This window comes from Pseudomonas sp. GNP013 (genome assembly GCF_054343995.1).
On the sequence record NZ_JBTGUT010000001.1, the window covers coordinates 1,747,138 to 1,759,979 of the forward strand.

6 protein-coding genes are annotated in these 12,842 nt (G+C 63.5%); 2 read left to right on the forward strand and 4 right to left on the reverse strand.

The window, feature by feature from the left end:
* Nucleotides 1–457: 457 nt before the first annotated feature.
* Nucleotides 458–6,727 (forward strand): non-ribosomal peptide synthetase, encoded by a 6,270-nt coding sequence (locus ACXX81_RS07965; RefSeq protein ID WP_458571453.1) that lies wholly within the window; start codon nucleotides 458–460, stop codon nucleotides 6,725–6,727.
* Nucleotides 6,728–6,810: 83 nt separating this feature from the next.
* On the opposite strand, the gene ACXX81_RS07970 is transcribed toward ACXX81_RS07965, so the two are convergent.
* The 4 genes from ACXX81_RS07970 to pmrG form a co-directional block, all read right to left on the reverse strand.
* Nucleotides 6,811–7,107 carry a DUF6124 family protein gene (locus ACXX81_RS07970; protein ID WP_209982750.1) on the reverse strand — a complete coding sequence of 99 codons (297 nt, stop codon included), beginning with the start codon at nucleotides 7,105–7,107 and terminating at the stop codon, nucleotides 6,811–6,813.
* A 747-nt stretch (nucleotides 7,108–7,854) separates the two neighbouring features.
* Nucleotides 7,855–9,372: an ArnT family glycosyltransferase gene (locus ACXX81_RS07975; protein ID WP_458571454.1), complete on the reverse strand. Its 1,518-nt coding sequence runs from the start codon at nucleotides 9,370–9,372 to the stop codon at nucleotides 7,855–7,857.
* Between the two features lie 8 nt (nucleotides 9,373–9,380).
* Complete coding sequence (arnT, locus tag ACXX81_RS07980; protein ID WP_458571455.1) at nucleotides 9,381–11,036, reverse strand: lipid IV(A) 4-amino-4-deoxy-L-arabinosyltransferase; 1,656 nt, start codon at nucleotides 11,034–11,036, stop codon at nucleotides 9,381–9,383.
* A gap of 189 nt (nucleotides 11,037–11,225) precedes the next feature.
* Nucleotides 11,226–11,900: a lipopolysaccharide core heptose(II)-phosphate phosphatase PmrG gene (pmrG, locus tag ACXX81_RS07985; RefSeq protein ID WP_209982743.1), complete on the reverse strand. Its 675-nt coding sequence runs from the start codon at nucleotides 11,898–11,900 to the stop codon at nucleotides 11,226–11,228.
* A gap of 272 nt (nucleotides 11,901–12,172) precedes the next feature.
* On the opposite strand from pmrG, the gene ACXX81_RS07990 reads away from it, so the two are divergent.
* A complete protein-coding gene (locus ACXX81_RS07990; protein WP_458571456.1) occupies nucleotides 12,173–12,841 on the forward strand; it encodes an ABC transporter ATP-binding protein in 669 nt (222 codons plus the stop codon).
* Nucleotide 12,842 lies beyond the last annotated feature (1 nt).

Below are 12,842 nucleotides of genomic sequence, written 5' to 3' on the forward strand. Positions count from 1 at the left end.
GAAAACCGCCATCGGGCGCCCTGGGTCTGTGCGGGGCGCGCCGTGGTGCTTGAACGTGACTCGGCGTTCGAGATTTCATTTAGCCATATGGATTTGTCCTACGTATGTAGCGGAAACGTGGGACACAACCTGCCATAAAAGTACCGCCATTAAATCGACGGTTCTGTCAGGTATTTCCACAGACGAATAGCCAGCTCGGATTTTTATAATTTTATAAATTATTGATTTATAAAGATAATTCAATTTTATAGGGGGAGTGTCTAATTGCCATCCTCGGCGTTATATAGCCAATGTCCTACACCGCTTTAATCGTTTCAGCGGTGAACCTTCAGCCGAGCCGGTTCCATTCATTTGAATGTCCGGGTTTGGGGTGTCAGGCAGCCCCGTACCCCCATGCTCAAATCCGGCAATTTCGCCGTGATGGACCTCCCTGGCGAGCCCCCATGAGAAGGATCTTATGCCGCACATTTCCAGCCCGTCACCCAGCTTCCCGCTCACCGCCGCCCAGCAGGATATCTGGCTCGACCAACAGCGCGCGGGTGACTCGCCGCTCTACAACATCGGTGGTTTTCTCGACTTTGCCGGCCCTGTGGAGCCCGCGCTGATCCAGCAGGCCATCGAGCAACTGGTGGCCCTGCACGATGGGCTGCGCACCCAATTGTTCAGCGACGCTGACGGCTTGCCACGCCAGCACTTCGCTGCGGCATTGACGGTAGAGGTGGCGCGGTATGATTTCTCGTCCTTGCCCGAGCCGCAGGTTGCCGCGCAGGCCTTGATGCAGGCGCAGATGGCTCGGCCCTATGGGTTGCAGGGCGAGCCGTTGTTCCGCTTTTTTCTGGTCAAGCTCGACGCCGACCGCTATTGGCTCGGCACCCAGGCCCATCACCTGATCCTCGATGGCTGGGGCTTCGGCCAGATGCTGTACTCCCTGGCGCAGCTCTACACGGGCCTGGTGCAGGGCCGTCAGCCGCAGCCGCTGGCGCCGTCGTATATCGACTTCATCGACGCCGACCAGCACTACCGGCAGTCGTCGCGTTACGTCCGCGACCGCACTTATTGGCTGGACAAATACCAGACCTTGCCCGAGCCGCTGCTGACGCCACGGCACACCGCGCCAGCGCCGAGCAGCACCTTGGTGCAAGGGTTTCCCGTGGCGTTGCTGCACCGCATGGAAGACATGGCCAAGCGTTACCAGGCCTCGGCGTTCCATGTATTGCTGGCGGCGTTATATGTGTGTTTCACCCGCACCTATCAGCGCGAGGAATGGGTGGCAGGACTGCCGATGCTCAACCGCGCCAACGCGCGTTTTCGCGCGACCGTGGGAATGTTTGCCCAGGTCAGCGCGGTACGTTTTCAATTTGACGAGCAGCTGTCTTTCGCCGAACTGGTGCGCGGCGTGCGCGACCAGCTCAAGCAGGACATGCGCCACCAGCGCTTCCCCTTGAGCGACATGAACCGTGAGCTGGGCCTGCGCCGTAGCGACCGCGGCCAGCTGTTCGAGGTGTCGGTGTCCTACGAGCAGGACGATCATGACCTGCGCTATGGCGAGGTCCAGGCCCGGGCCATCAAGGTTTCCAACCACCATGAAGCGCTGCCGCTTGCCATGCACCTGCGCAGCAATCGCGTGCAGGACACCGCATGCCTGCATTGCGTGTACAACGAGGCGTATTTCAGTCACGACGAGGTCCAGGCACTGACTGAACGCGTCATCGGGTTGCTGGAGCAGGGCCTGGAGGACACGGCGCTCACCCTCGCCGAATTGTCCCTGATTACCCCGGCTGAGCAGGCGCAACTGCAACAGTTCAACGCCACCGCCCAGCCCGATACTCAGCCGAGCACCCTGCACGCGCGCATCGAAGCCCAGGCTGCGCGCACGCCGCAGGCCTCGGCGGCGGTGTATCAGGGCCGGCAACTGAGCTATGCCCAGCTCAATCAACAGGCCAATGCCCTGGCCCATCAGCTTATCGAACAGGGCGTACAGCCGGACGATCGCGTGGTGATCCTGGCCCGGCGCGGGCTGGACACCCTGGTGGGGCTGCTGGCGATTCTCAAGTCCGGCGCCTGCTATGTGCCGCTGGACCCGGCCCATCCCGCCGAACGCCTCAACTACCTGCTGCACGACAGCGCCCCGGTCGCCGTGCTGACCCAGCATGACTTGCGCCAGCGCCTGCCTGCGCTGGACGTACCGGTGATCGCGCTGGACCGTCCCGCGTTGCACCTGGGCACCAACCCTGACGTGGCGGTGCAGCCCACGCACCTTGCCTACGTGATCTATACCTCCGGTTCCACCGGCCTGCCCAAAGGCGTGATGGTCGAGCACCACAGTGTGTCGAACCTGGTGGACTGGCACTGCCGGGCCTTCAACCTGCATGCGGGCAGCCACACCGCCAGCGTCGCCGGGTTCGGCTTCGATGCGATGGCCTGGGAGGTGTGGCCGGCCCTGTGCGTGGGCGCCACGCTGCACCTGCCGCCGGCCCATGACGGTGCCGAAGACATCGACGCGCTGCTCGACTGGTGGCGCGCCCAGCCGCTGGACGTGTGCTTCCTGCCCACGCCGGTGGCCGAGTACGCTTTCAGCCAGCGCCTGGAACACCCGACCCTGCACACCTTGCTCATCGGTGGCGACCGCCTGCGTGCGTTCAACCGTGCACAAACCTTCGATGTGATCAACAACTACGGGCCCACCGAAGCCACGGTGGTCGCCACGTCCGGAAGGGTTGAAGTGGGAAGCCTGCTGCCTATCGGCGCGCCTGTCGCCAATGCCCAGGTCTACGTATTGGATGCCCGGCAACGCCTGCTGCCGATTGGCGTTGCGGGTGAGTTGTATGTCGGCGGCAAGGGCGTGGCGCGCGGTTACCTCAACCGCCCGGACCTCAGCGCCGAACGTTTTCTGGATGACCCGTTCAGCGCCGGCCGTCTGTACCGCACCGGCGACCTGGCGCGCTGGCTGCCCGATGGCAACCTTGAATACCTGGGGCGCAATGACGACCAGGTGAAAATTCGCGGCGTGCGCATCGAACTCGGGGAAATCGAAACCGCCCTGGCCGGCCATCCCGCCGTCAAGGAGGCCGTGGTGCAGTTCCGCGAGGGACAACTGCTGGCCTGGTTCATCGAGCATCACCCTATCGATATCGACACCCTGCGCGCCCACCTGCAAACGTCGCTGCCCGACTACATGCTGCCCGCCGCCTACGTGAAGCTGACCAGTCTGCCCCTTACCGCCAACGGCAAACTCGACCGCAAGGCGTTGCCGGCACCGACCCAGGATGCCTTTGTCAGCCGCCGTTACGAAACCCCGCACGACGGTGCGGAAACCATCCTGGCGCAGATCTGGGCCGAGCTGCTGCAGGTGCGGCAAGTGGGCCGGCATGATCATTTCTTCGAACTGGGCGGGCACTCACTGCTGGCGGTGCAACTGGTGCAGCGCATGCGTCAGGCCGGGCTGCATGCCGATGTGCAGGTGCTGTTCGGCCAGCCCACCCTGGCGGCGCTGGCAGCCGTCAGCCAGCGCCGCGAGGTGGCGGTGCCGGCCAACCGAATTGCGCCAGGTTGCACCCACATCACCCCGGACCTGCTGGCCCTTGCCGAACTCGACCAGCCCAGCATCGACCGCATCGTCGCGGGTATTCCCGGCGGCGCGGCAAATGTGCAGGATATCTACCCGCTGGCGCCGTTGCAGGAGGGCTTGCTCTACCACCACCTCACCGATGAGCGCGATCCGTACCAGCAGCACGCGATGTTCAGCTTTGCCCGGCGCGAACAGCTCGATGCCTTTGCCCAGGCCCTGCAACAGGTGATCGACCGGCATGACATCCTGCGCACCAGCCTGGCCTGGGATGCGCTGGAGCAACCGATGCAGGTGGTGTGGCGCAAGGCGCAGTTGCGCGTCGCGCCGCTGGGCGACAGTGATGAGCCGCTGGACCTGCGCCAGGCGCCGCTGATGGCCATGGACTACGCCGAACAGCCGCAGCAGCAACGCTGGATTGCGCGATTGCGCTTTCATCACCTGGTCAACGACGCCACCTCGACCACCGTGCTGGTGGACGAGATTCGCGCGCACCTGCTCGGCCAGCAGGCGCAACTGCCGGCGCCGGTGCCGTATCGCAATGTGGTCGCGCAGAGCCGCTTGCCGGCGCGCCAGGCCGCGCACGAGGCGTTTTTCCGTGAGCGTCTGGCGGATGTCGACGAGCCGACACTGGCGTTCGGCTTGCAGGAGCGCCAGGCCAATCGCGCCGACAGTGAAGAGGCCGAACAGGCCCTCGACGAGCACCTCAATCAATGCGTGCGCGAACAGGCCCGCGCCCTGGGCGTGAGTGCCGCGAGTCTGTTTCACCTGGCCTGGGCGCAGGTGCTCAGCCGTGTGTCGGGCCGCGATGACGTGGTGTTCGGCACCGTATTGCTGGGTCGCCTGCAGGCGGGCGAGGGCGCCGACCGCGCACTGGGCATGTTCATCAATACGCTGCCGCTGCGGGTGCAACTGGCCGGGCAAACTGTGCTGGATGCGCTGAGTGATACCCACGCCCAACTGAGTGCCTTGCTCGTTCACGAGCAGGCGTCGCTGGCGCTGGCCCAGCGTTGCAGCAGCGCCTCGCCGTTGTTCAACAGCCTGCTCAATTACCGGCATACCTCGGCCGACCCCGAGTTGAAGCTGGTGCCCGGGATTGCCCTGCTCAGCAGTGAGGACATCCTCAGCTACCCGCTGATGCTCACGGTGGACGACACCGCCGAGGGGTTTCGCCTCAAGGCCAAGGCGCCGCGCAAGGTCGGCGCCGCGCGGCTGCTGGCCTACCTCGACACGGCCGTGCGCGGCCTGGTGCAGGCACTGGAACAGGCGCCGACATCGCCGCTGCGCGACGTGCCGGTGCTGCCCGCCGACGAGTTGCACACCTTGCTGGTGGATTTCAACGCCACCGACACCGTCTACCCCGACACCCTCAGCGTGCAGGCACTGTTCGAGGCGCATGCGCGACATACCCCTCACGCCATCGCGGTGCAGGCCGGCGAACACCAGCTGAGTTACCAACAGCTCAACGAGCGCGCCAACCAGTTGGCCTACCACCTGCGTGAGCGCGGGGTACAGCCCGATTCGCGGGTGGCGCTGTGCGTCGAGCGCGGGCTGGATCTGGTCGTGGGCCTGCTGGCGATTCTCAAGGCCGGCGGCGCTTACGTGCCGCTGGACCCGGGCTACCCGCGCGAGCGCCTGGCCTACATGCTGCACGACAGCCAGCCGGTGGCGCTGCTGGTGCATGCCGCAACGCGCGACCTGCCGGGCGACGTGTCGATCCCGCTGATCGACTTCGACTGCTGCGCCTGGCGCCACGCGCCGATCGGCAATCCGTTGGTGCCGGGCCTGAGCCCCGCCAACCTGGCCTACGTGATGTACACCTCCGGCTCCACCGGTACGCCCAAAGGCGTGATGATCGAGCATCGCGGGCTGAGCAACCTGATGCACTGGGGCTCCACACTGTGCCCGAACGCTGAAGGCGGCGCGCTGCTGCAACGCGCGCCGTTCAGCTTCGACGGCTCGGTGTGGGAGCTGTTCTGGCCGCTGACCAATGGCATGCGCCTGGTGCTGGCGCGACCTGACGGGCATCGGGAACCAGCGTACCTGGCGCAAGTGATTCGCGAGCAGCGCATCAGCGTGATCAAATTCGTGCCGGCGATGTTGCAGCAGTTTCTGGAACTGGACGAGTCAGCGCTGTGCACCAGCCTCACCGACGTGCTGTGCGGCGGCGGCGAACTCACCGAAGCCCTGGCCCGTGGCGTGCAAACGCGCTTGCCGCAGGTGCGCCTGCACAATGTCTACGGTCCCACCGAAGCCACCGTCGACAGCAGCGCCTGGACCCTTGAACCCGGCGCACCGGTGCCGGCACTGCAACTGCCGATCGGCCGCGCGATCAACAACACCCGCCTGTATGTGCTCGACGACCACGACGCGCCGGTGCCGCTGGGCGTCAGCGGCCAGTTGCATATCGGCGGGGTAGGCGTGGCACGCGGATACCTGGGCCTGGCGCAGATGACCGCCGAGCGCTTTATCGACAGCCCGTTCGTGGCCGGCGACCGCCTGTATCGCAGCGGCGATCTGGTGCGTTACCTGCCGGACGGCAACCTGGAGTTTCTGGGGCGCAATGACTTCCAGGTCAAGCTACGCGGCGTGCGCCTGGAGTTGGGCGAGATCGAATCACGCCTGCTGGCGCACCCGGCGTTGCGTGAAGTGGCGGTGCTGATCCGCGAAGAGCGGCTGGTGGCGTATTTCACCGTGCGCGAACAGGCACCGAGCCTGGAAGCGTTGCGCATCCATGTGCTGGAGCAACTGCCCGAGTACATGGTGCCGGCGGCCTTCGTGCAGCTCGATGCGCTGCCGCTGAACCCGGCCGGCAAACTCGACCGCAAGGCCCTGCCGGAACCGGGCCTGGAAGCGGTGATCAGCCGCGCCTACGAAGCACCGCAAGGCGAGGTGGAAACCACCATGGCCGGAATCTGGGCCGACGTGCTGAAGCTGGAACGGGTGGGGCGTCATGACCACTTTTTCGAGCTGGGCGGGCATTCCCTGCTGGCGGTCAACCTGGTGGCACGCCTGCGCAAGGCCGGGCTGGAAGTGGATGCGCGCACCCTGTTCAGCCAGCCGACACTGGCACAACTGGCAGCGCGCACCCAGGCGCGGGTGCAGCGAGTGGAAGTGGCGCAAACCACCATTCCGCAACTCAATCGTCGTCGCAGGATTTGAGGGCCAGAATTACGCTGAACCTGATCTTGAAATACGCTCACTGTGGGAGGGAGCAAGCCCCCTCCCACATTTTTTTCGCGCGTTCAGGCAGTGGTTTTTGGGTTGTTCATGCAGTGGATAGAGCGATCCACCGTGGTCCTGGCAATCTCCAGCAAATGCCACACCGCCAGAATCTTCGCCCGTTCGGGGCTCTCCAGGTGCTCACTGCAATCGAGTGCCGTCACCGAGGCGCTGTCCAGCAAGCTGGCGGTGAAGAGCAGGGCATCTTCGAAGCTCAGGTCTTCATTGACGCAATGGAAGTCTTTTGTGGGTGAGTGACGGTCAATGGCGCGGTGGAAGGCGCTGCGATCGTGAGGTGGATCGGGTAGGGCTTTGTTCATGGTGTAACTCCACATGGTTTGGAGCCGACACTCTTCGCGACTAAACGATGGGCGGTGGCTGTACGCAGGTTAGTCGACCGGCCACATGGCAAACCGGCGCACCCGAAGGTGCCCATACGCACAGCCACCATAAAACATCACGGGGGACCATGCGCCATATGAGATCCGGGCGACTAAACCCGATCACTGAATTGGCAGTGACGGGCCGCAGACTAGCCACCGACTCCAACAGGCGCAAGGCGGCAGAGATTGTCTAGGAAACGTCCTGCAATTAAAAGGGACGCGCCTTGCTGGCCCTTAACAAACCATGACCAAATCCCATTAACCAACGCCCCTATAGATTGCGGTCAATGTGGGAGATTCGGTTAGCGCTGTCGCGCAGCAAACCGGAACCTCTCTGACGAGCGGGCTTTTGTGGCGAGCGGGCTTGCCCCGCGCTGGGGTGCGAAGCGCCCCCAATTCGACAGAACGCGGTTTACCTGATGCTGCGCAGAGCATTACCGGTCGGCTCTCAGGCCGCCGCGCTCTTGATTTTGATCTGAGGCGCCCTTTGGGGCTTCTCCAAAGTGACCCGCCGTAAGGGCGGAACCCTAATTCGCCGTCACCGCAGAAACGGATAGGTACACCGAAAAATCACCTTCGCGAGCGAGTCGAATCGTCTCCAGTTTGCTGCGCGACAGCGCTAAGTCGAAGATTTGGCGGAGCCTTCCACACTGGGTATTCAGTGTCTGTAAGCACCGGGTCGCTTCATTTACTCACTGGAAGAAACCCCACACTCCCACCTTCGCGCTTGTGAAACAACCGCTCCCCATTATCCGGCTGGGTAACGATCACCTGGTGATCCGCCCCCAGAAACGCCAGCGGCGTCGGGTCGTCTTTGGAGAACTGCGCGATGATGATGGTGTGCTGTGGATCAAATTCCTGGCCGCTGGTTTTCTCCAGCCAGGCCATGAACGCGGCGCTGTCGCCCTGGCGCGGGAAGTTTTGGGTTTCGCTGACGTAGTAGAACGGCTTGCCGCCATTGTTCAGGTACATCGGCAGCTTGTTGTCGACTTCCACCAGCACCATCTGCCACTGATCCCACGGTGCTGTTTTCACCGCCTGTGCTTTCACATCGTCGACAAACTGCGTCACGCCGCCATTACCGTTGGTCCAGGGATACACGCCGCCGATCACCAGCAGCATCAAGCCCGCAGCGCAGCCAAAACCCTTTTGCCAGCGCGGCCAACCGGCGGGGTTTTTCTCCAGGCGTTCACTCAACCACCACGCTGCCAGCAGCTGGGCAAAAGGCACCAGGGGCAGTACGTAGTAGCTGCGTCGGCTGCCGCTGGCGGTAAAGAACACGAACAACAGGCCCAGGCCCCACACCAGCCAGCGCACATTGGGCGGCGTTTCGCGCCAGTGGCGCAGCGCCAGCCACAGGCCGAGCATCCAGCAGGGTGCCCAGGGCAGGGTGTACGCCGGCAGGTAGATCAGGTAGGTGTAGATCGGCCCCATATGGTCGAAGGGATCGAAGAAGCGCACTACGTTTTCCTTGAACACCAGCTCCAGGCCGCTTTCGCCATAGGTGGGGGCGCCATAGAGATGGGACAGTACGAAGGGAATCGCGTAGAACGCGCCGGCGATAATCACGGCCAGCAGCAGGCGCAGGTTGAAGTGGCGTTTGTAGCGCTGTTCGCTGAGCAGGTGCGGTAACAGCACCAGGCCCGGCAGTACGAAGCCGATCAACCCCTTGAACAATGAGGTCGCCGCCAGCAGCAGGAAAAATACTGTGTAGCGCCCCAGCCGGGTGTCGTCCGGCCCGCGCCAGTACCACCACACGGCGGCCAGCACGCCGCACACGGTGAGCACATCCGCCGTGGCCACCCGCGCCCAGAACAGAAAATAGAACGTGGTGGCCAGCATCCAGCCGGCAATCAGCCCGGTGCCCTTGCGAAACAGGCGCTCGCCGATCAGGTACACCAGCCAGATGCTCAGCCACGCGGCGATCACCGACGACAGGCGCAGCGACCACGGGCCCAGGCCGCCCATCAGGTTGGCAAAGCCGGTGATCAGCCAGTAGGAGGGCAGGGGTTTGTCATAGTAGGGTGCGCCCTTGAGATAAGGGTCGAAGTAGTCGCCGCTTTGCAGCATCTGCAGGGCGATATTCGCCCAGCGTGTTTCCGGTCCCCACAGGTCGCGGCTGCCCAGGCCCAGCAGCAGGAGCAGGGCTGATACGCCCAGCAGCAACAGCAGTGCGCCGCGTTCGGTCTTGCAGAAACTCATGGGTATTCCTAAGGGGATTGCGGGTAGAGGGTAATGACCAGGTCGCCCTTGCGGTAGCGCTTGCCACCGGGTGGCAGTTGCCCCTCTTCACGGTGTTCGCTGGTGCTTCTGACGCGCAGCAGCACGCCGACCGAGCCGTGCTTGCGCGCCTCGGCGAGCCAGGCCTGGACAGTGTCCAGGTTGACCTTGCGGTGCGCTGCATCCGCATACGTCAGGCCGTAGCGCAGTTCGCCTTCGGTGTTGTAAAGCGTGACGTCCGCGCGGTTCAGTCGCCAGGCCAGCGCGGAGGCCGATTCCAGTTGATTGCTCAACAGCGCCTGGGTCTGCTGCAGTTCGTCCAGGTGTTCGAGCACGAACTGGTCGGGCATTTCGCTGTTGGCGATCTGCGCCGGCATGCCCACCGGCAGCAACACCACCAGCAGGCCGATGCCCAGCGCCGGTGTCGCCCACAGCGTCAGCGGGCGGAAGGCCTGCAGCAGGTTGGCAAGGATCCAGCCCAGCAGCACGATAAATGCCAGCGACAGGCTGAACATCTCGGCATGGCTGTTGCCGTACAGCGGGCGGTCGATTTGCAGGTAGATCAAGGCCACCATCGCGAGCAGGCCGACGACCAGATTGATCACGCCGTTGAGGCGGATGGCGCGTGGCTTGTGCTGGTGAACCAGGTCGATCAGCGCATGCCCCATCAACAGGGCCAGCGGCAACAGGCACGGCATGATGTAGGTTGGCAGCTTGCCCCGGCTCAGGCTGAAAAACGCCAGCGGCAGCCACAGCCAGAGGGAAAGGAACACGATGGCCGGCTGGCGTTTTTCCCGCCAGCTTTTGAGCAGTGTGCTGGGCAGCAACCCGGCCCAGGGCAGGCACGCCACCACCATGATCGGCAGGAAGAACCACCACGCCCGCGCATGCTGTGCATCATCGGCGGCAAATCGGCGGATGTGTTCGTGCCAGAAAAAGAAGCGCCAGTAATCCGGTTCCTGCACATGAATCGCCCAGGCCCAGGGCAGGCACAGCAGCAAGGCAACGCCCACGGCCAGTGGGCCATAGCGCAGCAATTCACCCAGCCTGCGTTGCCACAACAAGTAGGGCACCGCGATCAGCACCGGCAGCAGCCAGGCCAGGAACCCTTTGGTCATGAAGCCCATGGCGCAAGCCACCCCGAGCAGCGCCCAGGCGCCGAGTCGGGCCCGTGGCGTGCGGCTGTCGAGGGCGAACCACAGCGCCACCAGACTGAGATTGACCCAGAGCGTGAATTGCGGATCGAGGTTGGAGTACCCGGCTTGCCCGGCCACCAGGCCGAAGCTCAGGTAGAGCAGGGCGCAGGCGTAGCTTTTGCGCGGATCGTTCCACAGGCGGCGGGCGATCAGGTAGGCCAGCAATACACTCAGGGCGGTGGTGAGTGCCGAGGCAATCCGCACGCCGAACAGGTTCTGGCCGAACACCGCCTGACCGAGGGCGATCAACCAGTAGCCGCCGGCAGGTTTTTCGAAGTAGCGCAAACCCATGAAATGCGGGGATACCCAGTTGCCGCTGGTGAGCATTTCCTGGCTGATCTGGGCGTAGCGGGTTTCGTCGGGCACCCACAGGCCATGCAGGCCAAGGGGCAGCAGGTAAAATGCGGCGATTGCCAGCAACAGTAAGGGCAGAGGTTTTAGTCGGGTCATGAGCGCGCGGCGCCTTGACACTTAATGACGGAGTGGGGGGCTATATAAGTAATAAGAGCAAGACTCAAAATGTTCACTAACTGGGTCGAGTTATGTGGGGCGCCGTTAATTAACGGGCGCGGCTCAACATGCCAGAACAGGCCTGTCATTTTGCTGAATAGGTAATGCTGGATATGTAAAAAAGTGTGTTCAGAGGTTTTTCAAAACAGCCGTCCATGCCGGACCATTGACCAGTCCCAGGGTGTCGAACCTGCCGTCGGCCCTTGCCCGTATGAACAGCGCACTGCCGTATTGGGGAAACGCCGCGTGGGGGTAGCCCAGGGCTTTTTCGAAGTCGGCGATGCAGCCACTGTGAGTGACGAAGATCAGGTTGCGCCCGGGGTGTTTGTGCTGCAGCAGCTGTTCGCCGATCGCCTCGCCGCAGATGGCCTGCGGATCGGCCGTCAATTGGACGTTGCCGAACATTGCATGGGCCGTCTGGGCCGTGCGAGTGGCGGGGCTGGCGAGCACGTCGGTGCGCGTCATGCCCAATACGTTGAAGGCTTTGCCCAGCGCCTCGGCATGTTGGTGGCCGACGACGGTGAGGCCGTCGGACGGGCCGAGGCAGGGGTTTTTCGAGCGATCACAGCGCTCTTCATGGCGCACCAGCACGATCAGTTCGCCTTCCCGCCAGGCAGGCAGCAGGTGCGCAGTCAGCAGGCGCTTGCCCACACCCAGGTCGCGGGGTGTCGCAGGCCACAACAGCCAGCCCGCAAGCATCAGGCTTACGACGGCAAGGCTCATCCGCCACGTTCGCCAGCGCTTGATAAAGCGTCGGCGCGTGCGCGGTTTGGTTAGCGTGAGGTCAACCACATCATTCACCATGGCCGTATTTATTAATATTCAAGTAGGCGCAATGCATTAACGGAGGCCCGCAGTGGGATAAAGAGGCTGTCACAGGGCGGCTGTCTTTTGGCTGAACATCCTGCGGTTAAAAGTTGTCGCACTGAATAACTAACAAGTTGCCGATTCATCAGTAATGCGCCGGCAATTTAAAGTGACAGGGGTGGGCAGGTGGTGAAATCCATGTGAAAAATTTGCGTACTTGGCGCCATCAGCCGTTATTCTCGTTTTCAGTTTTCCAAGTGAGCGTGTTTATGTTGCAGGTGCACGGCGTGCGCAAGAGCTACACCACCCCCCAGGGGCCGCTGGCGGTGCTGGCCGGCGTCGACTTGCAGCTGGGCGAGCGCAGCAGCCTGGCGCTGATGGGGGAGTCGGGCAGCGGCAAGAGCACGCTGCTGCATCTGGTGGCCGGGCTCGACCGTGTGGACGCCGGCAGTATCCAGGTGGGCGAGCAGCGCCTGGACCAACTGGGCGAGGCGCAACTGGCGCAGTGGCGGCGCAGCGAAATCGGCCTGGTGTTCCAGCAGTTCAACCTGATCGGCAGTTTGCGCGTCGACGATAACCTGGCCTTCCAGGCGCGCCTGGCCGGGCGTTTTGATCCGCAGTGGCAGGCGCAGTTGGTCGAGCGCCTGGGCCTGGGCAACTTGCTCAAGCGCTATCCCGAGCAACTCTCCGGCGGTCAGCAGCAGCGGGTGGCGGTGGGCCGCGCGCTGGCGTCGCGGCCGGGCCTGCTGCTGGCGGATGAACCCACCGGCAATCTCGATGAAGCCACCAGCGATGACGTGCTGCAACTGCTGCTGGACCTGCTGCGCGACAGCCCCACCAGCCTGTTGATGGTCACCCACAGCCCGCGTATCGCGGCGCGGCTCGACCGCCAGGTGGTGCTGCATCGCGGGCTGGTCGTGCCCGCCGTTGCCTCTTGAG

Coding starts and splice junctions, on each gene's coding strand:
- ACXX81_RS07990 (WP_458571456.1), top strand. CDS start 12,173: ATGTTGCAGGTGCACGGCGTGCGCAAGAGCTACACCACCCCCCAGGGG.
- pmrG (WP_209982743.1), bottom strand. CDS start 11,900: ATGGTGAATGATGTGGTTGACCTCACGCTAACCAAACCGCGCACGCGC.
- ACXX81_RS07965 (WP_458571453.1), top strand. CDS start 458: ATGCCGCACATTTCCAGCCCGTCACCCAGCTTCCCGCTCACCGCCGCC.
- ACXX81_RS07970 (WP_209982750.1), bottom strand. CDS start 7,107: ATGAACAAAGCCCTACCCGATCCACCTCACGATCGCAGCGCCTTCCAC.
- arnT (WP_458571455.1), bottom strand. CDS start 11,036: ATGACCCGACTAAAACCTCTGCCCTTACTGTTGCTGGCAATCGCCGCA.
- ACXX81_RS07975 (WP_458571454.1), bottom strand. CDS start 9,372: ATGAGTTTCTGCAAGACCGAACGCGGCGCACTGCTGTTGCTGCTGGGC.